This window comes from Pantoea cypripedii, from assembly GCF_002095535.1.
GTDB lineage: Bacteria > Pseudomonadota > Gammaproteobacteria > Enterobacterales > Enterobacteriaceae > Pantoea > Pantoea cypripedii.
Genome location: NZ_MLJI01000002.1, coordinates 43,831 through 68,529, shown reverse-complemented (window position 1 = coordinate 68,529; position 24,699 = coordinate 43,831). Strand labels below are relative to the sequence as shown.

The window sequence follows — 24,699 nt, the reverse complement described above, 5'->3', positions numbered from 1 at the left end:
TAAACGAAACTCTGCGTTGCTCTAACTCCAGTTCAATTAAGTAGCGACTCTGAGATGCAACAGCCGTGTAATTTTAAAACTAACAAAAAAATTGAAAGAACATCCTATAAATCCAATAGTTCGGAATTAAAATAATTCTGTCGTCTCACACATTAACACAGCAGTTTCGCTCATCGGATCTACCACCAGTACTTCCGGCCAAACAAAGAGTAGCCCCCGGTGCTGCATTATCAATGCATCGACTCTTTGAAGAAACACCTGATATGAAATCCTCATGATCTTGAAGTCGATTCGCTTCTGCAACCGCAAGACTTCTACATCCTCACGTCACGCAATAAAACACTATGTCAGATATTACGCACATACGGTAGAGTTTAAAAATTGAAAATCTTACTTTTGACTTTCTGAAAAATACTGATGAGTTATTCTTCAGAAGAAATTCTGCATAGGGACACCCTACGTTTCTGATAAAGACGTTAATAACATCTCGGATGTGTTAATCAATGGGAAACAGGTCAGATAAGCAACGCAAAATGGCTTGAAAAAATGGCGAGGATATCTAGGAAGGAGTTAGAATCATTTCCAAGTTGGTAGAAAACATCATGAAAATAATATCTGCGTTCAAATTTCCATGAATACTTAAATTATTAGCCAACATGAAATTTCGGTTATCAAAATGAAATGTTGGAAAATAATTCAGCTGGCGGTAATTCATCGTTATGTCAGGGATGATATAAATTATCCTGCCACCCTGTCCCTCCTAAAGGTAGCAGGACAACTTATCAAAAAATTTTTTATTTAGGCTGCCAAAACATCCCTTTGCAAGAATCCATTTAGCGTTAAATAGAAAAGATTTCTTCTCTTCTCAAAAAAAGAATATGTTAGCTGTGATTTATATTCCTTCAGCTTTTTCATAGTAATAAATAGTGAATGACAAATTTTCTCATCATCCCAACCACGCAAGATAAGGAGGAAAACCCGCATTCTGGCACTATCATCCTTTTCTTTGAACGGCTTTACTTTCTTAAAAGCCTTCTCTCCGTTAAAGAAGTCGAATACATCAAGACTGCGAACATCAAGAGCCACAAAGGAAACATCACAAATCGACTGGAGAATAAAAACCTCCAGTTCATTATTAAAAAGCAAAACGATGTTTCTCGATCGAGAGTTAATCTCGCCTCGGCTCAACGCCAATAAGAAATGATGAATATCATATACAAAATAGTTCATCTTGTTGTACGGCATTTGAAGAGATAAGTTCTCTATCGCATATTCGATGAATTTATTTTGCAACTGCGTGATAAGTCTATCGCTTTTTATCACATTAGCTCCATAGAATAAGTTAGAGGAAATTAATAAGCGCCGTCGCGTTTCAGCACTACGCCTACCGTTTTAAATAAAATCGCAATGTCATTCCATAGTGACCAGTTTTTGACATACCAGGAATCAAAGTAAACGCGTGTTTCATAATCAACATCGTTACGACCGCTGACCTGCCACAATCCCGTCATGCCTGGTTTCGCCATCAGGTAATAATCGACATCACCAGCGTAACGACTCAGTTCATCTTCGATAACAGGACGCGGCCCTACCAGACTCATATCGCCACGTACCACATTCCACAGCTGTGGCAACTCATCCAGACTGGTTTTACGGATAAAGTGACCAACTTTGGTAATACGAGGGTCATTTTTCAGTTTGTAATCTTTATCCCACTCAGCTCGTGCCACCGGATCTGTTCGCAGTACCTCTTCCAGCACCTCTTTGGAGTTGATCACCATTGAGCGGAATTTGAGACATTTAAACTTACGGCCATTGAGACCAACGCGTTCATGACCGTAAATCGGGTTGCCACCATCACGACTGACGAGATAGCCAAGAATCAACAGAGCCGGGGACAGCGCGATGATAATGCTAAGCGCGCCAACAATATCAAACGCACGCTTCAGGAAGCGCGAGGTACGTTTCGCAAGATTGTTGTTAACGCGCAGAATCATCACTTCATGGCTGAAGATATAGGCCATGTCAGTACCGTATAGTGGTACACCACGCAAAGTAGGAATGACAGAAACCGAACGGCAATTACGTCGTGCCAAAGTTTTGAGCCAGGTATCACGATACTGACTTTGTTCAGACTCAACTGCGACAATAAACTGAGTTTCAGGATTGGTCAGTAACCAAAGGTCTTGTTCATTACGTAATACTGGAATACCGGAGATGCTTGCTTGAGGGCATTTACCGTCAACATCATAATAAGCAACAACATCATATCCCATCACTTCTTCGCTTTGCAGAGCCTTCCAGGCCTCCTGGGCGTTCTTACTGCTGCCAATGATTACAGTCTGTTTTTTCCACATCCCAAAATGATTCAGCAAGCGGCGTGCAATGGCTCGTCCAATAGGAATAACGATTAAAGCCAGCAACCAGGTAAGAGCCCAGACAAAACGTGACATCTGCCACTGTGACAACGCAGTAATAGCCAGGTCGATCACAGAGAAAATAAGAACAGTACGGATAATTTCCTTAAGTTCGAACCAGAAAGGTTTGCGATAGGTAAAGTGACGCAGACGAACCCAGAACCAACCGACACAAATAACCGAAAGACAAATATGTGTAATGATTTTTAAATTGAGATCTTTGGCAGAAATATCGGCAAGCGGTGAGTGTGAAAGTGATTCAATCAGCGCCAGCGCAACAAATAGTGCAGCATTGAAAAAAATCAAGTCCGAAAAAGCCAGAGAAATCTTCGTTAGAAGATTTTTATAGGTAAAGTCTGAAGTGATGTGTATACGTTGCTGTAGTGTATTCATATGAATATACCCGATCAGAAAAACCGTTAATGATTAACTAAGTATGGTAAGCTTTGTAATTAAATAATTATTTAAAAAAATTCTGCTGCGCTTGTTAGTCAGACTTTTTCTGACTTCAGCCTCAGCTTGCTAAAGATAAATCGGCGAGAAGTTTTCGACATTGCAATAATGCACAAGAAATAAAATGAGAAGTTGCAAATAAACACCCATGATAGACTTACTATCCCATTAATACTAGATTCAGAGTAAGTATGACTAATAAATCGCATGAAAACAAACATCGCGCCAACAGCAATAAATATGGGGTATATCTTTAAAAAAAGGTTTGCAAAACTACCACCCATAATCTTCAACATATAGTACATCAAAGGGAAGAAGTTAATAATGTTAGCAATTAGATAAAACATAGCGAAAGTAGTAATATCATATCGCACACCGAGGATGAAAGCAGTTCCCTGCAAAATCGCTGCAAGTATACCTAATCTGAGTAGAAGATCTGTCCTTCCTTTGGACATAAACACTGCTCCGGATGTACTCAGAACAGATTGTAAGATAGCAGTTGGTGCTAACCATTTTAATATCTCGGCAGTTTTTAACCACTGATCACCAAAAACAACTCGTATTAGCGGGAAGCTATAATACCCAATAATGGTCATCATTGGAGCGGTGATCACCAGAATAATGAACACAGTATTTAGATATGTTTTTTCAACTTTTTCGTTATCATCCTGATGTTGGCTTAAAATAGGGTAAAGGGAACGTGTTGCGACAAATGTCAGACATAATAAAGGGAATAACATAATACGGTAGGCCAGATTATATTGTCCTAAAATGGTTGCCGACATGTACTTCCCAACAATAAAGCTATCTGCATTGCGTGAAAAATAGTTTATCAGATTGAATAATGAAAGATTAGTACTGAATGAAAAAATCTCTTTGATATCACTCCAACGAATAAACTTACTTAAAGATGGTCTCCAGTCAGACACAACCCAAAACTGAATAGCAGACATTAAATTTAACGTAATAGCTTGAGCAACAAGGCTATATACCCCAAAACCAAGGTGTGCCATAACTACTGCGACAATAACTGATGTTATTGCAGATGTGACTTCAATTTTTGAAGTTGTTTTAAATCTGGATTCACGCTCAAGTAAAGCCAGATGTGTGGCAGCGCAACTTGATAGAGGGAACGACAAACCAAGCAACATTAATACTAACTGAAGTTCAGGGTGCCCATATAGTGATGATAATGGTTTTGCGAGGATTGCGATGATGCAACATAATGACACCCCCATGGCAACATTTAGCCAGAAGATGGAATTGATCAAATCGTTGCTCAATTTCTTCTTCTGAATAATTGCAGCCGCTGTTCCCAAATCGCGTAGTAAAATACCAAGATTGATCACTACTACAGCCATGGCCATTAGACCATACTGTGCAGGTGGGATTATCTTAGCAAGATAGATAAGATTTACTGCCTGGACGAATATTTTAAAAAACTGAGATAATGCGTTCCACTTTAGATTAGACAACAGACTCATCGAGATATCACCCTGTTTAGCGACACATTAATTGATGATTATTTGCAAAATAATGAAATATTATTATTTTCATAAAACAAACATGACTCATAAAGACTTACAACACTTGACCATTGCTGCTAACACAGTAAATCAGACACCTTAATAAATGGAAGAATTCGTTATCCCAACACGACTCAGGAAACAGAAGTTAATACAGAAATTATTTAACCCTAAGATCTGTATAACTCCTTCAGCACAACCATTAATCTATATTGTTGGTATACGTATATTTTAAAAACCCAGACAAGCACATTCAGCCAGACACGGCTACAATATCACCTTATTGATAGTTAATTTCTAACCCCAAGTACTCTGTTATAAATTCGTTTTACTGAAGATAGTTTATTGTATGTGTCGTTTTTCTGTGATGAAAGGCAACCCATAGTCCCCGCTATTTGTATTCCAGTAGCGATTTTTTTATTTTTTAACAAATTCAGTCTATCGAAGAAATCAGAATCAACATCGTGCAGTTTGAAATCACTGCTAAATACATCCATTTCAAGGGACCGAAACTTGGTTATTAACGAACGATAAATAACCAGCCCAACGCCAATAGTTTTCACCCGATCGTATTGATTGACTATCAGACCGTCATTACTCATCGGAACAGATTCATTTATCACAGGGTAGTGAATTTCACTATGATTTCTGTCACTGATATGCGGTATTTGCAAATCAATATCATTAGTACGATATATATCCAATTTTTTCAGATAGCCTTTACTCAGCTTACAATCATCGTCCAGAATGATAAAACGTTCATAATCATTACTTTCCTTAACAATACTATTGTAAACATCACCTATTGGAGCACCATCTAAAACTTCCTTGATATAAATATCACTAACAAAAAAACCTAGCGTGTGAATAAATTCTTTATCGAATTCTAATGACTTAGGGCCGACATTGATAATCAGCAAGTCCGCCTCTGTGTATTCTTTGTTCATCAGGCAGTTTAGTGTTAGCGAGTCTTTATAAGTTTTATCATACAAAACCACAACTAACATTGTTTTGCACATATGTGAGCCTTTAAGCATTGAGATTAAAAAATCAGGAAATGTTCTACCCTTCCAAAGTCTGGTACAGAGCAGTTATAGTTTTACGATCATGAGTAGCTTACTTCTTTACTCAGCTTAAATGCCTTCCATTTACTATCGATATAGCAATCCAACTCAGTGTGGAAACGTTCTGCGGAGAAGCGCATTGCATTAGCACGGCAGTCGGCGGGCAGTATCTCATCACGCACCAAATCGAACTTCTCTACAGCATCGACAATGGCTTCAGCTGATTGCTCATAAAAGAACAAGCCACTGGGACGTTCTTCACCGTAAGGACGAATGGTTTCCAGCGCTCCCCCCTTACCGAAGGCAATCACCGGGGTACCGCATGCCTGAGCCTCGACTGGAGTGATGCCAAAATCTTCTTCAGCCCCAAAGACGAACGCTTTGGCGCGCTGCATATGATCCTGCATCACGTCATTAGGTTGATAGCCCAGGATCTCTACATTCGACGTTGCCTTCGATTTGATTTTTGCCATTTCTGAACCATCCCCGATCACTACCAGTTTCTTATCTGGCATACGGCTGAAGGCTTCAACAATCAGATCGATGCGCTTGTACGGCACCATACGTGAGGCAGTGAAGTAGAAATCATCTTTCTGCTCACGCAAGGTGAAGCGATCAACATCTACAGGTGGATAGATCACATCAGCATCTCTGCCATACACTTTTTTGATACGACGGGCAATAAAGTGGGAGTTAGCTATAAAGTAATCAACGCCATTGGCGGTGCGATAATCCCACATACGAATGTTATGCAACATCCAGCGCGCCAGCTTACCCTTCAGGCCTTTATCCATCCCAGACTCACGCAAGTATTGGTGCTGGAAATCCCAGGCATAGCGAATGGGAGAATGAACATAGCTGATATGAAGCTGATCCGGGCCAGTTAACACCCCTTTTGCAACCGCATGGCTACTGGATAACACAATATCGTGCTTCGTTACGTCCAGCTGCTCGATAGCAAGCGGCATTAAAGGTAAATAGGTTTGATATTTCTTTTTAGCTCCCGGCAGGCGCTGGATAAATGAGGTCGTGGCTTTCTTATCATGAAAAAGATGACGGGAGTCATCGGACAAAAAATCCACTACCGAATAAATTTCCGATGCAGGGAACAGTTCAATAAATTCAGCGATCACTCTCTCTGCCCCGGCGAATCCTACTAACCAGTCGGCAACAATTCCTACACTTAAATTTCGTGACATTATTAAACCCTCTCTAGCCCTGCACGAGACGAAAGAACCCTAAAACTGAGGCATCTTCGTCGTTATTACTCGATTGCCCCACATGAGGGACAATGAATTAAAACTAAGTTAATATTTTCGAGACACTCTACTGAATAACAAATAAGGCTCCCTGGCATCGCTAATAATACAGCCATGCTTGAAAGGGCTGGCGAAACATCCGATTGCAACGGATTAGAAAAGTGAGAAAAGATCACTCATAATTATGATTTAAACATTGACTCACTTTATAAATTAGAAGGCGATATTATTGTTATTAACTACGAAGAATAGAAAGAATGTTTTCTGTGTGTTGTTGCATCAATGCGACATCAGCTCGCGATTCCACATTCAGGCGAACCACCGGTTCCGTATTGGAACTGCGCAAATTAAAGCGCCACTCTGAAAATTCCAGGCTGATACCATCAGTACGGTCCAGAGTTAAAGCACCTTCTTCATAGTGCTGCAGAACACGCTCGATTGCCTGCTGCGGTTGTTCTAGTACACTGTTGATTTCGCCAGATGCCGGGTAAGCTTCCATGCGATCATTCACCAGCTGACGCAGCGATTGCCCTTTAACCTGAAGCAACTCAGCCACCAACAGCCATGGGATCATGCCGCTATCACAATAGGCGAAATCACGGAAATAATGGTGTGCACTCATTTCGCCCCCGTACACCGCATCTTCCTGACGCATGCGTTCTTTGATAAAAGCATGGCCAGTTTTAGACATAACCGGCACACCGCCAGCGCGGTTGACAACATCAATGGTGTTCCAGCTCAGACGCGGGTCATGGATGATGCGGGCACCAGGATCCTTTTCAAGGAAGGCTTCAGCCAGCAGGCCAACAATGTAATACCCTTCAATGAAGTTCCCTTCGCTATCAAACAGGAAGCAGCGGTCAAAATCACCATCAAACGCGATACCCATATCAGCCTGGGAAGCAACTACGGCATCGGTAGTATCCTGACGGCACTCCGGCAACAGGGGATTAGGAATACCATTGGGGAAATTACCATCTGGCTGGTGATGAACTTTAATAAATTCGATGGCGATACCCGCTTGTTTGAAACGAGCCTCAATTGCATCAACGACATGGCCTGCGGCACCGTTGCCAGAGTTGACCACTAACTTCATCGGCTTAGTAAAGTTATCCAGATTGATATAGCTGAAAAGCTTATCAACATAGGCATCCAGTACTGAAATGGTGGTGTAGGACCCTGTTTTTTCCAGATCTACCGGCGGGAAGTCATTATCTTCCGCCAGGCGTTGAATATCCCGTAACCCGGTATCACCACTGATAGGTCTTGAACCTTCGCGCACCAGTTTCATGCCATTATAATCTAATGGGTTATGGCTGGCGGTGACTTCAATACCACCATCAACATTCAAATAAGATGTCGCAAAGTAGATCTCTTCAGTGCCAGACAAACCAATATCAATGACGTCTGTACCCGCATCCTGAAGACCTTTGGCTAACGCGAGTTTTAATCCTTCACTGGTCAATCGTACATCACCGCCTACGACCATTTTTTTTGGTTTTAAATATTCACCATAGGCACGTCCGATGCGATAGGCGATATCTTCATTTAATTCTTCGCCTAACTTCCCTCTAATGTCATAAGCTTTAAAACAAGACAATTTACCAGACATATTTCATCCCCTAATTAGCAACGGCCATAATGATCTTTTGTTCGAATGATATCGTCCTCTCCCAAATAGGAACCGGACTGTATTTCCAATAATTCGAGAGGGATTTTCCCAGGGTTTTCCAACATGTGCTGGGCACCAATCGGGATAAACGTCGATTGGTTTTCTGTCAGTAAATAAGTGCTATCGTCAATGGTGACTTTTGCCGTGCCAGAAAGAACCACCCAGTGCTCAGCACGATGGTGATGCATTTGCAGAGAGAACATTCCGCCAGGTTTAACCGTGACACGGTTAACGTGATAACGCGGCATACTGACGACTTTATCGTTTTTCCCCCAGGGACGATAAGACTCACGATGGACGCGATGTTCACCACGCTCGTTTTTCTTCAGGAACTCGACAACCTTCTTAACGTCTTGTACCTGAGACTTATCGATGACCAATACAGCGTCTTTGGTATTGATGATAACCAGATTCTCAACACCGACCGCTGCAACCAGCTTCTCATCAGTGTTGATATAACAATTGCTGGCATGATGAGTGAATACATCACCCGTCAGTGCATTGCCCTGGTTATCTTTATTATTGACATCCCACAATGCTGACCATGAACCCACGTCATTCCAGCCTGCATCCAGTGGAACAACGATCGCATCATTGGTTTTCTCCATTACTGCATAGTCAACTGACTCATCCGGGCAGGCGATAAACGCTTTCTTATCGACGCGGATGAAATCTTGCTGGGCGTCAGTCTCAGAGGTAGCAATGGATTTCTGGCAAGCTTCAAGGATGTCCGGACGGAACTGAGCAATCTCTTCAAGGAAGCGGCTGGCGCGGAAAAGGAACATACCGCTGTTCCAGTAATACTCACCGCTTTCCAGATACTGAATTGCTGTAGGCAGATCCGGTTTCTCGACAAAACGCTGCACACGAAACACCGGAGCCTGGGGGCTGCCCATCATGCCGCCACGTTGAATGTAGCCGTAGCCAGTTTCAGGCTCAGCCGCGACAATACCAAATGTCACCAGCTTACCCTGCTCAGCAAATGGGATAGCATCCTTGACTGCCTGATGAAATGCCGCGCGGTCACCAATAACGTGGTCGGCAGCAAGTACCAGCAGTAATGGATCCTCACCTTGTGAAGCAGCACTAAGTGCAGCCAATGTAATTGCAGGGGCAGTATTACGCCCTACTGGCTCCAGAATAATATTATTAGAAAGTTGATCGATATGGCGCAGTTGTTCAGCGACCAAAAAGCGATGTTGTTCATTACAGATGACTAATGGTTCAGAAACATCCAAACCATTTAAGCGGATAACAGTCTCCTGCAACATGGAGTTTTCGCCATAAAGACGAAGGAATTGTTTTGGATAAAGCTCACGAGACATCGGCCATAGACGGCTGCCAGTGCCGCCAGCCATGATTACTGGAAGGATCATAATTTTCGTCTCAGCATAAAATAAAGTCAAACATATTGAGTTAACTGAATATAAATATTCAGCACATAAACTTAATCTAAAATTGTAATAGCTTACCTGCGAACTTACGGTAAGTTAATTATTAGCAATTGATTAAGAACACTTCCTAAGAAAATTCAAGTCAACACTCAATGAATCTCTGATTATCAAGTTAGCAATAGAAAACAAACATAGTATAAAATATCACTGCAAAAATGAGATTCACAAAATAACAGAGCATCATCCCCAGGCGCCCCACAAATAACGCTCTGGAAAGTTCATTATCTAACTCATCAAAATTTTCTATCTGGAGAGCATAAATCCAATAGAGTAAGTATAAAAAACGCACTATGGCATTAAATAATGAAAAAAATAAAGAATGGAAGTGACATGAAAAATATCAGACTGGATGTTAAATTCGTTATATATCAATACTAGAAATAGCACGTTCTATTTTTTCAACGGTTTTATCCCACGTATATAGTTTAACGTGCTCCAACCCTTTTCGTGAAAGATCTTTCCTTAACTCTTCATCTGAAAATAGCTTGTGTATTGAGTGTGCAATATCATCCACTCTCATTGGGTCAATCAATAAAGATGCGTTAGCTGCAATCTCTCCTAACGAAGTTGTGCTAGACACTATTGTTGGCACTCCACAAGCCATTGCCTCAATGACTGGAAGGCCGAATCCCTCATAAAGAGATGGCATTACTAGCTAGCTAGATATAGTACAGGGTGCATATCGAGGTATTGAACTGGGGTTCAACAAAATGTTTTTCTCATGATAAATTTAAAATATCATATTTTATTGCCGATAGATATAAAGCACCATGGTATGCTCATTTTTATTCATTTCGCCAGGTGGATAAATACACTCCCATATCCTTTATTGACTCCATCGGTGGTAGTTATGAGCATGATAAATGGTTATTTGAGGGTGCTTACGGAAGATCCCGAGATTATATTTCGCAGTATTTATGGAAAACAACATATAGTCAGCATGCTGAAAATGATAAAATATTCAGGCTAAGTTATCAGCTTTATATGGCCACTGATAATGTGAATAATAAATCAGATAACAATCTCTATGATGGTGTGGCATGGTTACAAGGAATGACGCTTTTTTATCTAAACTATCCTTTTGAATACCGAATAGAAGCGACACAAGTTAAGGCAGCAGGAAGTCAGGGATATTTTACTACAAGGCTCACTCCTGTTTACGCCAGTTCAGCGGGGCGGATGGATTTTGATTGGGATTCAATTTCTGACTTCAATGCTAACGGGGAGAAGGCTGTTTTTTTTGGTGTTAGATACGCTCTGGATGCGCAAAAGTTATCCGGGTGGTCCGTTGGAGCCAGTTATGCCTTTGGCTGGGATGTCAGGCCCGGCTCTGATCCAGTTTATGACCAGACGAAGAGAATCCATGAGTCTGCTGTGGCTGTGTATCTGAATTATGATCTGGCAAAGAGTGGATTCTTTTCGGGAGGAAAAGTAAAACTTCGTTATGTATACTATACTAACCATAGTGGAATGACGGGTTACAGCAATGGTTTTAATAATACGCCACAGGATCAAAAAAACATTAAGCTAACTGTAACCCTTCCATTTTCAATAATTTTTTGATTGGTCATCCACCACATGGACGAAAAAGCTGGCGTTCATTATTTGTGAATACGCAATATATTTACCCTTATTGAGCAGGAATAATGAACGCCAGTGTATCAATATTTAGTCTGATTGCGAGATATTTCTTCCTAGAGTAAATAAGTAAAGTTAGAACTGAACATAATGATGAACGCCCCATAATATATACGCTTAGTACGGTAAACAAAAAAATCCTCTGTGTATAGTCGATGCTAATGAGAAAAAATGAAACTATCATATTCACTATCACCCAGCATGATAGCCATGCTACCTTTCTTGTTGTACTTTGTTTTTTTCATTGTTATTTAATCCTTTCGTTCCCCAACTGGTATCGTTATAGTTTGCCAGCGCATAGTTGGTTAAATAAAACGAGATAGATGCATCAAAAATAAAGTGCATAACAATCCATTTAAAAAATGGATCGCTGAAGAGGGGGTCGGTATCAAAACAGCCAGCGAAAAGATCAACAGGAATGCTGTTACTGCATAGAACCAAACCAAATTAATATTGATGAGAATAGTTAACAGACAAAATGCAAACATTATGAATATGGGGAAGAATAGCAAGTGATGAAGTATTTTCCCATATTTTTTCACCGGAGAAAAAAAAGCATCAAAATAATCATTCCCACCCAAGAGAAGAAGAATGCACTATAGGATATATAAGGGAGATTCACCCAAGTTGGTAAATTTGTAGACAGTTTCTCAAATGTAAAAAATAATAATATACTGAATACGGCTGGCATGAGAACCATCTCAGCCATATTAATTAAAGATAAATATAGTGATACCATAATTTTAAATTTATAAAATGCTCCTTTATTATTGTTAACAATGATTCCCGGTAGTTGGGACAAGGCATATAATCGCGCCGATAATGTGCTATTTATCCAGCGTCTTCTCTGTAGAATCAATTCCGAAAAAGTGTTGCAATTATCGATTTCCACTTTTGCCGTGGGGTTAAACTTTATCTTATATTCGCGATCACCATTTTTTATAATTTCAAAACCAAGAACACGGTCTTCCGCCAGATAGAGGTTTTTCTGAAGCAGGCCAGCGGGTGACAAGCCGCGAAAATAGTTAGATAACGGCGGGAGCTGTCCTGGATTACCGTTATTAACGGCTTCCCATCGAATGAGGCTACATGCCCCGGGGATGACCTCAAGGTATCCCAGCAGATAACCGACCGGCCAAAAATTTATCTTATCCCAGACGAAATTGCTGTATTGCCAGGATTTATGCGCAGGAACAAAGAAATTAGGTTTAGGTAGTAAGTATGCAGCAATAGCGGCATAGTCCGGGTGGCTCTCAATATCGCATAACAAATTCAGCAGGCATGATGTGGCGGGGACGGTTCCTGCATCCACCTGTAGAATATATCGCGGGTTGAGTTGCTCACATATAGATAAAAACATCCATGCATGGGAGTCCAGTTTCCCTCTGTTTTCAGATTTTAATGCAAGAATACAATTTATCTCATGATCTGAGCCAACAACATGTTTGTTATCAGTATAGTCTGCACATTGTCTGAGTAGTTCAGGTGAAGCGAATTTTTTCTCACTTAATGTCAGCATGGGATAAAGTTCATTATGACCAGTGTTGTTTAATTCATACCCCAGTGATTCTAAAAAAATAGCAGTGTCACCCGATATATTAGCGATGCCGTCAAATATGATGCATATTTTAATTTCATATTTCACATGATGTTTTTCATTTATATAAATTATGTTTCTGGCAAGTGACGCCAGTGTGTTGCATATCATATATGCACTTTCATTGTATGCTGTGATAGAAATAAGTACGTCGGTTTTCTTTGTCGGAAAACCCTCCCTGACTATTGTTCTTGAAATGTATTTTTTTTTAGATCGATGAAATCTGTCTCATTGCTGGTGCTTATATCTAACGTCATATAGATACCTCAGTTTATGGAATGGTTATATCTGGAGTGCTTAAATTTATTTCGATTCAAAATATGACGTTGATATGTAAACATGAAAAATGAGTTTCTATGTAAGCAAGGCATGACAATGAGTTGCCAATACATGACAACTTTCTATTGCCTGTTATTAATAACTCTATTTTTATGGTGGAGGTTATTTCATGCCCTTCTGTTACCTTATTTCGCGCCTGGCAGAACAATGCATTTAACCTGTGTGACCATGACCCGAAATCCTGCACCATTCAGAAACAGAATGCCGGCATAATCTACACTCCCTGAACGGAGGTGGTGCCGATGAAAAAATCACGATTCACCGAAGAGCCGATTGTTTTTGCCCTGAAGCAGGCTGAACTGGGGACGTCCGTGCCGGAGGTCTGCCGTAAGCCAGGTATTTCCGATGCCACGTTCTGTATCTATGGACTACCTCTGTTTTGCAAGCACTGAATCAGGTTTAGGTTGTTGCTAACATCTATCCGGCATCAGGTATAAACCTGTACCCAAATGGGAAATCCGCACACAGTCGCCTCAACACTTGGACGCTAGCTAGCTAGACACGATCCTGTAGATTTAAACCTCTGATTAACTCATTCAATTCAGAAGTAGCCCCCACCCGATAATAATAGGTTTATATTTTTATCTGCATTAACTTTTGCAAAAGCTTCAATCAAGCGAAATTCATTTTTATGAGATTTTCTATTACTAACGCAAAAAAGGTATTTATACCCCGGTTCGTAAGGTTTCACCTCGGGAGTAAAATCACTCGAAACACCATTCCCTACTACAATAACCTTTGAGCTATCAACTCCAGACCATTCAATAATTCTATTTTTTGAAAATTCTGAAACGGTCAAGATAAATAAGGCCTTTTTACAACCTCGCTTAAGTATTAAATTATAATATATCCGCTTTAATAAACTTGAATTCCCTGGAGTGTCGATATGGTTTAGATCATGTATTGTTATGATGGATCTTTTCGCAGCAATAAATTGCGCATTAAAACCAGGCGTAAAATATATATCCTTGGTAAACAACAGAGTCCAACCTGTTACAAAAACATCAAAAACACTTGTAGGCTTAACTTTTGCGTTAAAATACTTATCGAATTTAATTCTTTTAGTGATTTCAGTAGAAAAGCGCCCAATTCCATGACTACCTTCCCAACGCAAATCGTAAATAATTTTCTTCACTCACCCTCCAAGACTTCTATGACAAAAGTCACATCAACAAGTCAGACCATTGGCTGATAATACTTTCAGTTTTGAATTCATCCAAATTGAAGTTGAACTCAATCTCTCCCTTAACAAATTTACTGATCAAATCAACAAGCTCTATTTCGTCGTCAAACAAAAAATCAGTATTATCGACTAATAGCTCTGGTATACCGCCAACCTTCTTACCTGCAACAGGCACATTTCTACCCATACTTTCAATCAAAACCCGTCCGAATGGTTCATTCCATTTCGATGGAACAATCAGCATATCCAGTCTATCAAGAAAATCATTAGCATTTGTGTTTCCTAGAAAAGTACACTTAACTCCAAATGTTGAGGCTATAATTTTCAATTCCTCTATATATTTTCTCTCTCCTGAACCTGCAATTTCAACCTCAACTTTATCCCTAATTTTAGGTTCTATTTTCCCTAAGGCGCTGAAAATGATATCAATACCCTTTGTTTTGTGTATTCTCCCGAGATAACCAATCCTGACACTATCTTTTTTGAATCCGTTATATATCCTTTCTTCAAGCACGGGACCTAGGCAAATATTATAAATGACATGTTTTTTGGCATTAGGGAAATAACCGTATCTCAAGTGCTCATCAGCAACAAAGTGACTAATCCCCACAACATCATCAACATAACTTGAATTAATTCTCTTAGGTAAGGTCACTGTCTTGCAAAGTGCACATCTGGTTTTGCAATTATCTTCCTTAAACATATTAGCATTTGGGCAAAGTAAAGAATAACTTCTAAGAATATGGATATTTCTGATATTCATTTTCTTTGAAACTTTCCATATGATTGATGAAACATCTTCTATCGTGCTTGTTATCAATATGTCCGGATTAACTTCCGAGAGAACTCTCTTTAGCTCACCTTCTATAAAGATATTATTAGAATCAACCAAATGCCATGCTATTTTTTTTACAGCACTCACTTCTTTATTTTTAAATGACCAATACACATTTTTGTGTTTGATTCTATGTACAACTACACCATCTACTTCTTCATTTTTTTTACCATCGCTTATAGCTAAGATGGTTACATCAAAACCTAATTCAACTAAAGTTTCAGAGAGTGTTTTGGTGGATATCTCACCACCCCCGGCAATGTCTGGAAAATATGCTCTGCACGCGATTAATATTTTCTTCATTAAAAACCACACCTCTTATTAAAATAATGGAAGCCTGACCTTTGTAGAATAATGTGAGCAGGCCCCCAAATTTTATTATGCTTTAGACTGTTTTTTATCTGAATAATCATAGCCATAATGATTATATCCATAACCATAGTGACTACTTGCCTTTTTAACTATCCCGTTGAGGATACAGCCATTAACCATCACACCACTCTGCTGAAAACGCCTCAAGCTAACTTCAATTTCTTTAACTGTATTTTGTTCAAATCTCGCAACCAGAAGTGATGTCCCTGCAAGTCGTCCAATAATTGCAGCATCAGTCACTGCAAGAATAGGCGGTGTATCAATAATTACCAGATCATAGTTTTTAGATGCCCAACTCAATAATGCTGAAAATTTTGGATGCATCAAGAGCTCCGCCGGATTCGGAGTGACTTTTCCACGAGGGATGAAATCAAATTTAGCACTTTCTATTCTCTTAATACTACTTTCAAAACTCGAATCAGAGGAGATAAGTTCTGAAAGACCTCGCTCATTATTGGCCTTCAGCATCTTATGCGCTATGCCCTTGCGCATATCTCCATCGATTAACAATACTCTTTTATTAGCCTGTGCTATAACTGCGGATAAATTCCCACTAACAAATGACTTGCCTGCATTAGGACTTGGCCCCGAAATCATTAGTATGTTGTTTGGTGAATCCTGCATTGTGAAATAAATACTAGTCCTCAAGCTTCGTAATGCTTCGATAGATATATCTGCTGGGTTATCTATGGCTAAGAAACTGACTTTCTCATCAAGTCCACCTTTAGACTTTCTTACCGAATTGGCGTGATTATTTTTATCAACCAATCGGATATTGGTATGCTCGCATAAACACTAATTCCGAGAATTTCAAGTTGTTCAGGAGATTCAATACCTCTGTGGAAAAATGATTTAAACAAGACAACTGCAATAGAAACAAATATACCGAGAATTACACTTACAGCTACTACGAGTATTTTTTTAGGTTTAACTGGTATTGGGGCAGTAACAGAATGGTCAATAATTCTAACGTTACCTATTGCACTCGACTTAGCAATCTCTAACTCTTGTTGCCTGGTTAAAAGCTGCATGTAAACAGCTTTTCCCGAATCAACATTTCTGCTCAGCCGAATCACTTCCTGCTGTGTTGAAGGCATTGATGATACTTTCTTATTTAAAGCATCTCTCTCTTTTTCAAGAGTTCCTCTCTTCTCCAACAAAGCTTTGTATGTCGGATGGTCTGGTGTATAAAGCTTTGATATCTCAGCCTCACGAAAAGTTAACTGATTTAGCTGATTGTCAACGTTAACTATCTGGTCAAGTACAGATTTAGCTTCCAGAGGTAGGTCAATTGAATCTTTTTGTTTACGATAGGCATTCAATTTATCTTCCGCGTCATCAAGATCTGAACGTACTTTCGGAAGTTGTGTTTGTAAGAAATCCAGGCTTTTTGCGTCCTGTGCTGCTTCTCTTTCAATATTTTGGTCAAGATAGTTTTGTATGATGCTATTTAATATTTCTGAGATTTCGACAGGGTCTTCTCCTGTCAAAGTCAGTGTCAGCATCCCAGTATCTTTGCCTTCATCAGCTACAACCAATCTTTTTAGTAAATCATTTATCGCCAAGTATTGACTTTGATAATTAATAGTGAAACTTATTCCCGGGCTCGCATTTATAGCATCGACGAGGATAGTGATTTCTGGCTTCTGCAGCAGTTCCCCAACGACACCAGTGTATTCAAAAGATTTACCACTTACCTGGTAAGTGGCTTTATCAATAACTTTCAGTGTTACTTGCTGTTTGTTACTTCCAATCTGTGGGATATATAAATTACTTACTTTCAGTCTTCCTTGCTCAGCACCTGTCAATCGTGCCCATCCTTTCCCAAATATCGGGAAATAGTCTTGCTCAACTCCAGCTTGCAGGTTCAGGTCATCAACCGTTTTACCTAATACCATCCTTGATTGAATTAATGCTATTTCAGGTTCTGACTGTGGTTGCACGTCAGGTAACACCTGACTTAAGTTCTCCAATATAGCATTGCCCTGCTTCTGCTCAACTTGAACAAGCGCATCAGCCTGATATATGGGAGTTGAAAAAAGAACATATAAAATAGCCACCACCACAAAAAGGCCAGTAATGATAGCTATCATCTTTTTGTGATCTAACAGCTCACCTATAATTCGACCCAGCGCAATTTCATCTGAGTCTGGTACTGAAGGTTTATTTATGAGTGCCGAGGTCATGCAATGTTTTCCTGAAAGTTATCAATTTAATTTCTTAACCCACTGCTGGCAAGATTGATCAATTAGCTGGTACACATATTCAAATGCCTCATGGCTCTTTTGGTAAGGGTCAGGTATTTCTTTTTGCCCCAACCAATGCCCCAAAAGCAGCACCTTTCCTCTCGCCTCTGGAGATACCTGACTAATTGATTCAATATGAGATTTTTCCATTACTAAGATAAGATCATACTTCTTACCTAATGTGGATCTGAATTGAGTTCCTTTATGCCCGGCTAGAGACACTCCATGTTCTTCTGCAACAGCAGCTGCTGAAGCATCTGCTTCATGGTCAACTAAAGCAGCAATACCAGCTGAGTCTATTTGCTTTTCTGGGATTAACTTCCGTAACAATCTTTCTGCTGTGGGAGAGCGGCAAATATTCCCGGTACAAATCACAAGTATTGAATCAAACATTTCGATTACCAATCTTTGATATAACGAGTGGCCTCGATCATGTCATGCACGCCGCCAATTGTTGGAACAAGCTGGGAGATAACGCGGTTCCAGCGCACTACCGGTGCCGTTGTGACATAGACGATGTCATAAGGTTGCAGTTTGAAGGCGGTACTCATCACCATCGCCGCTGCATCTTTTGCATTCAGCTGATAGATATTGGCAAGCTTGCCATTTCCAGTGCTTCTGCTCAGCGGACGTATCACAAATATACCTGATGCATCTGCCATTTCCTGCGAGACCCCTTCTGCATTGCCCAGTGCTTCGGCCAGGGTCATACCACTGCGGTCCATCTTGAGGGTGGATTGCTTGTTAACTTCGCCCATGACAAACACTTTCAGGTCGTCATTACGCGGAACAAACAAAATATCGCCAGGAGTGAGTAATCGGTTCTGTCGTAAATCGCCCTGCTGCATTAATGCCTGCAGAGAGATAAGGCTATCTTTGCCATCGTGCGTCAGCACCACATTGCGCCAGTCCGCATCCGGGGCTAAGCCACCCGCTGCGTTGATAGCATCCATAATGGTCAACGGGATATTGCTGATGGCCTGTTGTCCAGACCGCATCACCTCGCCGGTGACATACGCCTTTTGTGAACGAAATGCGGCGATATTGATATCAACCTGTGGGCTTTCAATATAGGTTTTAAGTCGATCGGTAATGTCAGAACGCACTTCGTCAATGGTGCGTCCGGCAACCTTCACCTTGCCAATATAGGGATAGAAGATGGTGCCATCGGTGTTCACCCAGTTGCCGGTATCACTGGCGCTGCGGTACTGACCCGCAGGGGTGGTCAACTCAGGGTGATCCCACACCGTCACCATCAGGACATCACCAATGCCGATGCGGTATTGGTAGTTCTTAATTTGATCTTCCAGCTGCGGGTTCGCGCTGGACATCACAGTCTTCGGTTGCAGAGATTCAATCAGCCTCGGTGTTAACGGGTACACCGTAACGAACTTGTCGATATCCGTATTAGAGTCAGTCTGCTCTACCACATCCTTGTTACTGGTGGATAGATATTGTCCGGGAACAATGGTACACGCGGAAAGTAAAAAAACAGATACCGCGATAGCGGATAATCTGAAAGGCATTGTCATCATCATGAGCTAAACTATCATCCTATTAAAAACACGAAAATAAAGCCTCTTCATAAAGAGACTAAAGAGGCATATAAAATTGGAATGTCATTAACTCGCCCTTAGTAATCCATCCCTGATTGGTTACTTTCTTTTCCATAAAAGAGATTTCTGAATGATGAAATGTCTCTATGCAGCATATGTAAATTATTAACCTTAAGTTTTCTCAGGGCTGAGTTCTTTTGCGCACTGATTGTCTTCGGGCTAAGCCCGGATGTCCGGGATATGCCGAGAATGTTCTCTCCTTTCAGTAATTCGCTGAGTACGTCAATTTCCCGGGGGGTTAAGTACATCGTCTTTCTTTCGGCGATTAACTTGTACAGATTGTGATGCAGCGGTGTTAGTCCATGACTGAGCTGATAGCTCAAAACAAATGTTGTCAGACAATTTCCGACAAAAAATTTCTCATTAGAATAGATGCTTATATCTTTATACAGCCTGATGGTTTTCAGGTCTGAGCTTATCGCTATAGTTATATCCTGCAGTCCCTTTTCATGGACTCTTAAAGCTTCTCTTAACCCCAGCCTAAGGTAGTAATCATCGGAAATTATCCTCATATCTCTTTAACACCTACGCGATGCCCCCCAATGTGAATGACAACTATCTTCCGGTAGTGGTGGTAGTCGTGGTGGTGCTGGTGTTGCTGCCTCCATTGTTGCTTGATGCCAGAGCGATACCCGCCAGCAGTCCAACAGCGGACACACCGATCACCACGCTGTTGCCTTCAGCAAAGCTGGTTGCCGTGTCACCCGCAGCAGCACCGGTGTTTTGTGTCGTTGTCGTATCGGCTGCATTCGCACTAAGGCTCAGCATGCCGGCTATTAACAATGTACTTATTGCTGTGATTTTCATATTTATACCTTCTTTATTTATTGAGGGAAGATTATTGGTTTTTCATCCAACTTCTATTCAAGCTCATTCGCTTGCTTTCAGACACGCTACCGCCCTTAGCTTACTGGCGCCAATGTCCTGAAAAATAAATAATCAACGCAACGGGCGCAGCTTCGCCTGCGCGAAACTGGCACAAAAATAATATGGGCAGAGAAATCCCGCCGCTTTGCTGTGAAAAGAAATAAAAATAAGTAGGGTTATAATATGAATTTCTTATTTAGACTTTCGATATTTTCAAGAAGTATGCTTTTAAAACATCCACCTTGTATTGCTTTTATGTCCTTTGCGATGCCCTGGCACTGCTCAGTGCTTTCCAGGCCTTCGACAATAATAAACTGACAGTAACGCATGATGTTTTTGATAATGACCGGCCATATTCTTGAATGACTGTATAGCTTTAGAAAGTCACTATCGATTTTAACTGCGTCATAGAGATTCTCCTGTAACGCTCTCAGGCTTGCCTCGCCTGAACCTAAATCTCCCAGCCATAACCGGTAATTCTCCGCTAACTCCTGCAGTACCCGGTTGCTTCTTCCATCTGAAAGATTTGGAAAGCCTTCTGAAATCTCTAAACGTAAAAAGTGTTTTGATCTGGCTAACTCCGCGATTTCCTCATCCTGTATGAGCATCGCTGCCTTTTCAAAATCAATGTCGATGGAGCATAAAATATTATTATTTTCAAAATATGCTGTTTTTTGATCGATGAGCGCCAGCTGCTCCTTCAGCAGTTTCTTTTTCTGTGCTTTGCTCGCCTTCCCACCCTGCCATGAAAGCCACCCTGGTGAGGCGCTCTCTGTACGTATTTTAACGGCCAGAACATTCCCTTCTCTGTCTACTATCGGTTCCGCTTCAATACCACTGATAACTTTACCTGTTAAGACTTCGCTGAGATTCATGAGAATGTTTTCCTTAACACACATCAGATGATTCTCATTCTATGATCACTATTACCAATCAATAAACAGTTTAAGATCGGTTTTATCTATGTTTTTACCTATCAAAAAACAGCCGTTGATCGATCAATCCTTTCTTAAAATGAATAAATAGATGATTACTCCAGCTTATTAGTAGAAATCAGATGATTGAATGGATATTTGCTTATGTATCAGATGGATAAATTATGTGACGGGAAATTTTTTATGAAATACAACTGGATGTTAATGGTTCGATATCGATACCTTAACCTGGATGATACCGGAAGGGCGAAATGTTAACGAATTGTTTACTTTTCGGGCCAAACATAGCTTGAATTGCTGTCTAAATGACTGATTAGCTGTCGAAAACAAACACATTAGTAACGTTGTGAAATCATTAAACTTTTTGCCGCTTCGTTAAAAACACCGGTAAGTGGCCCTGTTCCAGGCCCAGTCTGGGTTGGACAAGGAAAAAAATACTGGTGAAAATTTCTGCAACATGGCTTTTAAAATTAATAATTAAGAAAACCTTAACCAACAAAAACGCAACCAGTCGGGTGGTTGCCGGAGGGGTCTCTGCCATTCTCCACGGAACGTCACAGCATCAATTGGATAAATAGCATCATGAAATTGTGACTACTCCGCACATTGTCCATTCAATACCATCTGCTGCCCCGGAACCGTTTTCCATCTCTCATAATTATTCAGGGATTGACTGGCAGGCATCGTGATTGTGATTCGGATAACATAATGGCAGGCAAAAAAAAGCCAGGTGGTTAACCTGGCCTTCTTCATCATTTGAGGTGGGTTTTTAATTCTTCGGCTGCCTGGCGCAGTGCGGTTTTAACTGCCGGGACGTTGCTCAGCGGATTCAGCAGACCGTAGTCATGAATCAGGCCGTTATAACGTGTCACCGTGACATCCACACCCGCTTCATCCAGTTTGCGGCCAAAGGCTTCGCCTTCGTCACGCAGCACATCCAGTTCCGCCGTCTGAATCAGAGTCGGCGGCAGGCCCTGCAACTGCTCACGGGTGGCACGCAGTGGTGAAGCCAGGATGCTGTTGCGATCCTTGTCACTGGTGGTGTAAGCATCCCAGAACCACTTCATCATATTGCGTGTCAGGAAGTAGCCATTTTCAAACTGGTTATATGAGGCAGTATCAAAATGTGCATCGGTAACCGGCCACAACATCACGTCATAACGAATCGCCGGGGTATGTTGCTGTTTTGCCTGCAACGCGACGGCAGCGACCATGTTGCCCCCTACGCTGTTGCCCACCAGCGCCAGACGTTTACCGTCAACGCCGATTTCATGTCCATGCTCCGCCACCCAGCGGGTCGCCGCGTAAGCCTGGTTGATGGCTACCGGGAAATGCGCTTCCGGTGACGGTGTGTAGTTGACGAATACCGCTGCCGCACCGGATTCCACTACCAGGTCACGCACCAGGCGTTCATGAGTCGGGAAGTCTCCCAGAATCCAGCCACCACCGTGGAAGAACATAAACACCGGCAGCGTACCGTGCGCACCTTTTGGTTTAACGATGTTCAGTTTCAGCGGCTGGCCATTTACCTCAATGGTTTTTTCCGTCACATCCGCAGGCGGTAACACTGCGCCTTTCTGCGCGCCAATCAGTACCTGACGGGCATCCTGCGGAGAAAGCTGTTCCATGGGTTTTCCACCACTGCTGTTCAGCGCGTTCAGAAATGCCTGTACATGACGTTCCGGCTGCGGCTCTCCCGCTACACTTCCTGCGGATACAGCGGCCAGTGCGATGGCTAAAAATGTCTGTTTAAATTTCATGGTGAACCCCCTTAAGTTTTTCGCGATTATATAGCGCGCTATTTAAATGGTTGCGATGATTTGTCATCTGTTTGCTTCGGGGTTTAATGTATATAGCGCGCTATCTAATAGCAACCGATTTTATTTGATGAACTTACATCGTGAATCCTATCCAATTGATAAGTAATCATTTGATGCCAAAGAGATCGCATTTTTTGTTAAAAATTTACGCCAGTCTGATGAAGGTTTTGCGTTACCGCAGAAAGGTTGCGCGATAGCTGCATAATTGAACCCCTCGTCAAATATCGCACCGGGTGGTAGCGGCGTGATTTATCACGCGGGGTTTACCGGCACCGTGCAAAGTATTGCGCGATAAATCGCGCCGCTACCGATCCGTGCGGTTAATGACCAGGTCGGCATAGGGGGGAATGTATTCGTACCTGGATTGAAGGGAATTAAGACATAAAAAAGCCGACTGGTGAGGTCGGCATTTTTATCTCGCAGCCTGAGAGATGACTCTGGCCGGATGTGACAGTCTTCATCTAACGTGAAAATACTATACGCTGACTGACTATTTTGTTACTTCTAATCACTATTAGCTATAGTGTTTTGACTGACTGAACTGTTCTGTCTCTCACCAGTTGCAGAAATTCCAATGCGGTTGTACCCCACAATTTTGGCACAAATGCCCCTTTATATCGCTCTGCAAAATCTTCCTCAACATCCTCACATTCAGAGAGAAACAGATCTATATCATCGACCAAGGCATATTTATTCCCTTTTCCGGCCCATGATAGCCAGGCCTCAATTTTGGGTTCAATCTCATGTCCTGGCTCAAAGTCAGTGTAGTTAGGCCCGAAGTAGACGTAAATCATTGAGTCCAGCTCATTGATATTAATTTTGTCCAATGTCATATCTCCGGAAAAGCAGTAAGAATGAAGTAGGGTTTACCATTCCAGGGTTGGAAATCCAGTACTACCCTGACGCCATGGCATTTAAAAACTTCCTGCGACCCTCTTTTTACCAGGATACCCGTCGATTGGTGAAACGTACGATGCAGGGTCATCGTTGGTTCAGGAACGATACACATTGCGCCAGCACCAAACATTTCTACAACACCGCCAGCCAAACCAAGCCCACCAAATAAACGATTACTGAGGGTCTCCCCCTCACTGATGCTTTTATCTGACAATACAGCTGCCATCTGAACCGGTGACAAAGCCACTTTTATTCCGTATTCATTATCCATGATGATTCGCTTCCTTTTGAGGTCCTTTTCGGATAGTACCAGCATCGGCTGGATTTTGTGCAATCCCGGTTATTCGGAAGAGCCGCAGAATGCGTCACGCCAAGCTGGAACCGGTAGCAGCCTTACACCTTCGCAACTCAATACGCTAATCTTAGGCAGCCTCGCCACAGTCATTCTTCTCTTTAGTGCCTGGGCAGTGCTTATGGCCGGACGAGTCGTCACGTAGACACTCACCAAA

The 24,699-nt window shown here is 41.5% G+C and carries 20 protein-coding genes and 3 pseudogenes; 2 read left to right on the top strand and 21 right to left on the bottom strand.

Annotated elements, in window-relative coordinates:
- Positions 1–798 precede the first annotated feature (798 nt).
- From HA50_RS21370 to HA50_RS21335, 8 genes are all read right to left on the bottom strand, one after another.
- Positions 799–1,323: a hypothetical protein gene (locus HA50_RS21370; protein WP_084878806.1), complete on the bottom strand. Its 525-nt coding sequence runs from the start codon at positions 1,321–1,323 to the stop codon at positions 799–801.
- A gap of 29 nt (positions 1,324–1,352) precedes the next feature.
- Entirely contained in the window at positions 1,353–2,810 is a 1,458-nt protein-coding gene (wbaP, locus tag HA50_RS21365; RefSeq protein ID WP_084878803.1) for an undecaprenyl-phosphate galactose phosphotransferase WbaP, read from the bottom strand.
- 98 nt (positions 2,811–2,908) lie between these two features.
- Positions 2,909–4,354, bottom strand: coding sequence for a lipopolysaccharide biosynthesis protein (locus tag HA50_RS21360; RefSeq protein ID WP_084878800.1), 1,446 nt, complete (start codon positions 4,352–4,354; stop codon positions 2,909–2,911).
- Between the two features lie 332 nt (positions 4,355–4,686).
- Positions 4,687–5,343 (bottom strand): hypothetical protein, encoded by a 657-nt coding sequence (locus HA50_RS21355; protein ID WP_139810996.1) that lies wholly within the window; start codon positions 5,341–5,343, stop codon positions 4,687–4,689.
- A 158-nt stretch (positions 5,344–5,501) separates the two neighbouring features.
- Positions 5,502–6,659 (bottom strand): glycosyltransferase family 4 protein, encoded by a 1,158-nt coding sequence (locus HA50_RS21350; protein ID WP_084878794.1) that lies wholly within the window; start codon positions 6,657–6,659, stop codon positions 5,502–5,504.
- Between the two features lie 295 nt (positions 6,660–6,954).
- Positions 6,955–8,331, bottom strand: a complete 1,377-nt coding sequence (gene cpsG / locus HA50_RS21345; RefSeq protein ID WP_084878791.1) for a phosphomannomutase CpsG — start codon at positions 8,329–8,331, stop codon at positions 6,955–6,957.
- A 14-nt stretch (positions 8,332–8,345) separates the two neighbouring features.
- On the bottom strand, positions 8,346–9,767 hold the full coding sequence (locus HA50_RS21340) for a mannose-1-phosphate guanylyltransferase/mannose-6-phosphate isomerase (protein WP_084878789.1): 1,422 nt from the start codon (positions 9,765–9,767) through the stop codon (positions 8,346–8,348).
- A 439-nt stretch (positions 9,768–10,206) separates the two neighbouring features.
- Complete coding sequence (locus HA50_RS21335) at positions 10,207–10,494, bottom strand: glycosyltransferase (protein ID WP_084878786.1); 288 nt, start codon at positions 10,492–10,494, stop codon at positions 10,207–10,209.
- A gap of 41 nt (positions 10,495–10,535) precedes the next feature.
- Between HA50_RS21335 and HA50_RS21325 the strand changes: the two genes are divergently transcribed.
- Positions 10,536–11,408, top strand: coding sequence for an OprD family porin (locus HA50_RS21325; RefSeq protein WP_158087427.1), 873 nt, complete (start codon positions 10,536–10,538; stop codon positions 11,406–11,408).
- 613 nt (positions 11,409–12,021) lie between these two features.
- On the opposite strand, the gene HA50_RS21320 is transcribed toward HA50_RS21325, so the two are convergent.
- Positions 12,022–13,218, bottom strand: coding sequence for a glycosyltransferase family 2 protein (locus HA50_RS21320; protein ID WP_276329383.1), 1,197 nt, complete (start codon positions 13,216–13,218; stop codon positions 12,022–12,024).
- A 443-nt stretch (positions 13,219–13,661) separates the two neighbouring features.
- On the opposite strand from HA50_RS21320, the pseudogene HA50_RS21315 reads away from it, so the two are divergent.
- Positions 13,662–13,775 (top strand): annotated as a pseudogene (locus tag HA50_RS21315) (transposase); the annotation flags it as partial.
- 185 nt (positions 13,776–13,960) lie between these two features.
- On the opposite strand, the gene HA50_RS21310 reads toward HA50_RS21315, so the two are convergent.
- The 12 genes and pseudogenes from HA50_RS21310 to HA50_RS32175 all read right to left on the bottom strand — a co-directional run.
- Entirely contained in the window at positions 13,961–14,554 is a 594-nt protein-coding gene (locus HA50_RS21310; protein ID WP_084878774.1) for a glycosyltransferase, read from the bottom strand.
- 28 nt (positions 14,555–14,582) lie between these two features.
- Entirely contained in the window at positions 14,583–15,740 is a 1,158-nt protein-coding gene (locus tag HA50_RS21305; RefSeq protein ID WP_084878771.1) for a glycosyltransferase, read from the bottom strand.
- Positions 15,741–15,815: 75 nt separating this feature from the next.
- Positions 15,816–17,995 (bottom strand): annotated as a pseudogene (locus HA50_RS21300) (polysaccharide biosynthesis tyrosine autokinase).
- Between the two features lie 21 nt (positions 17,996–18,016).
- On the bottom strand, positions 18,017–18,448 hold the full coding sequence (locus HA50_RS21295) for an arsenate reductase/protein-tyrosine-phosphatase family protein (RefSeq protein ID WP_084878769.1): 432 nt from the start codon (positions 18,446–18,448) through the stop codon (positions 18,017–18,019).
- Between the two features lie 5 nt (positions 18,449–18,453).
- Positions 18,454–19,590 (bottom strand): polysaccharide export protein, encoded by a 1,137-nt coding sequence (locus tag HA50_RS21290; RefSeq protein ID WP_084880118.1) that lies wholly within the window; start codon positions 19,588–19,590, stop codon positions 18,454–18,456.
- Positions 19,591–19,688: 98 nt separating this feature from the next.
- On the bottom strand, positions 19,689–20,183 hold the full coding sequence (locus HA50_RS21285; protein WP_084878766.1) for a helix-turn-helix domain-containing protein: 495 nt from the start codon (positions 20,181–20,183) through the stop codon (positions 19,689–19,691).
- A gap of 43 nt (positions 20,184–20,226) precedes the next feature.
- Complete coding sequence (yjbE, locus tag HA50_RS21280; protein ID WP_244193628.1) at positions 20,227–20,439, bottom strand: exopolysaccharide production protein YjbE; 213 nt, start codon at positions 20,437–20,439, stop codon at positions 20,227–20,229.
- A 275-nt stretch (positions 20,440–20,714) separates the two neighbouring features.
- On the bottom strand, positions 20,715–21,413 hold the full coding sequence (locus HA50_RS31420) for an EAL domain-containing protein (protein WP_208617328.1): 699 nt from the start codon (positions 21,411–21,413) through the stop codon (positions 20,715–20,717).
- Positions 21,414–22,225: 812 nt separating this feature from the next.
- A complete protein-coding gene (locus HA50_RS21265) occupies positions 22,226–23,233 on the bottom strand; it encodes an alpha/beta hydrolase (protein WP_084878758.1) in 1,008 nt (335 codons plus the stop codon).
- 578 nt (positions 23,234–23,811) lie between these two features.
- Positions 23,812–24,126 (bottom strand): contact-dependent growth inhibition system immunity protein, encoded by a 315-nt coding sequence (locus tag HA50_RS21260; RefSeq protein ID WP_084878755.1) that lies wholly within the window; start codon positions 24,124–24,126, stop codon positions 23,812–23,814.
- On the bottom strand, positions 24,123–24,278 hold the full coding sequence (locus tag HA50_RS32180; RefSeq protein WP_420872891.1) for an RNase A-like domain-containing protein: 156 nt from the start codon (positions 24,276–24,278) through the stop codon (positions 24,123–24,125). The genes HA50_RS21260 and HA50_RS32180 overlap by 4 nt, the downstream gene beginning before the upstream one ends.
- Positions 24,276–24,461 (bottom strand): annotated as a pseudogene (locus HA50_RS32175) (RNase A-like domain-containing protein); the annotation flags it as partial. The pseudogene HA50_RS32175 and the gene HA50_RS32180, both read right to left, overlap by 3 nt.
- Positions 24,462–24,699: the final 238 nt, after the last annotated feature.

Bases quoted from the DNA above. Each gene is read 5' to 3' on its own strand.
- HA50_RS21285 (WP_084878766.1), bottom strand. From the start codon at position 20,183: ATGAGGATAATTTCCGATGATTACTACCTTAGGCTGGGGTTAAGAGAA.
- HA50_RS21295 (WP_084878769.1), bottom strand. From the start codon at position 18,448: ATGTTTGATTCAATACTTGTGATTTGTACCGGGAATATTTGCCGCTCT.
- HA50_RS21265 (WP_084878758.1), bottom strand. From the start codon at position 23,233: ATGAAATTTAAACAGACATTTTTAGCCATCGCACTGGCCGCTGTATCC.
- HA50_RS21305 (WP_084878771.1), bottom strand. From the start codon at position 15,740: ATGAAGAAAATATTAATCGCGTGCAGAGCATATTTTCCAGACATTGCC.
- HA50_RS21335 (WP_084878786.1), bottom strand. From the start codon at position 10,494: ATGCCATCTCTTTATGAGGGATTCGGCCTTCCAGTCATTGAGGCAATG.
- HA50_RS32180 (WP_420872891.1), bottom strand. From the start codon at position 24,278: ATGACCCTGCATCGTACGTTTCACCAATCGACGGGTATCCTGGTAAAA.
- HA50_RS31420 (WP_208617328.1), bottom strand. From the start codon at position 21,413: ATGAATCTCAGCGAAGTCTTAACAGGTAAAGTTATCAGTGGTATTGAA.
- HA50_RS21355 (WP_139810996.1), bottom strand. From the start codon at position 5,343: ATGAACAAAGAATACACAGAGGCGGACTTGCTGATTATCAATGTCGGC.
- HA50_RS21360 (WP_084878800.1), bottom strand. From the start codon at position 4,354: ATGAGTCTGTTGTCTAATCTAAAGTGGAACGCATTATCTCAGTTTTTT.
- wbaP (WP_084878803.1), bottom strand. From the start codon at position 2,810: ATGAATACACTACAGCAACGTATACACATCACTTCAGACTTTACCTAT.
- HA50_RS21340 (WP_084878789.1), bottom strand. From the start codon at position 9,767: ATGATCCTTCCAGTAATCATGGCTGGCGGCACTGGCAGCCGTCTATGG.
- HA50_RS21350 (WP_084878794.1), bottom strand. From the start codon at position 6,659: ATGTCACGAAATTTAAGTGTAGGAATTGTTGCCGACTGGTTAGTAGGA.
- HA50_RS21260 (WP_084878755.1), bottom strand. From the start codon at position 24,126: ATGACATTGGACAAAATTAATATCAATGAGCTGGACTCAATGATTTAC.
- HA50_RS21290 (WP_084880118.1), bottom strand. From the start codon at position 19,590: ATGATGACAATGCCTTTCAGATTATCCGCTATCGCGGTATCTGTTTTT.
- yjbE (WP_244193628.1), bottom strand. From the start codon at position 20,439: ATGCTGAGCCTTAGTGCGAATGCAGCCGATACGACAACGACACAAAAC.
- cpsG (WP_084878791.1), bottom strand. From the start codon at position 8,331: ATGTCTGGTAAATTGTCTTGTTTTAAAGCTTATGACATTAGAGGGAAG.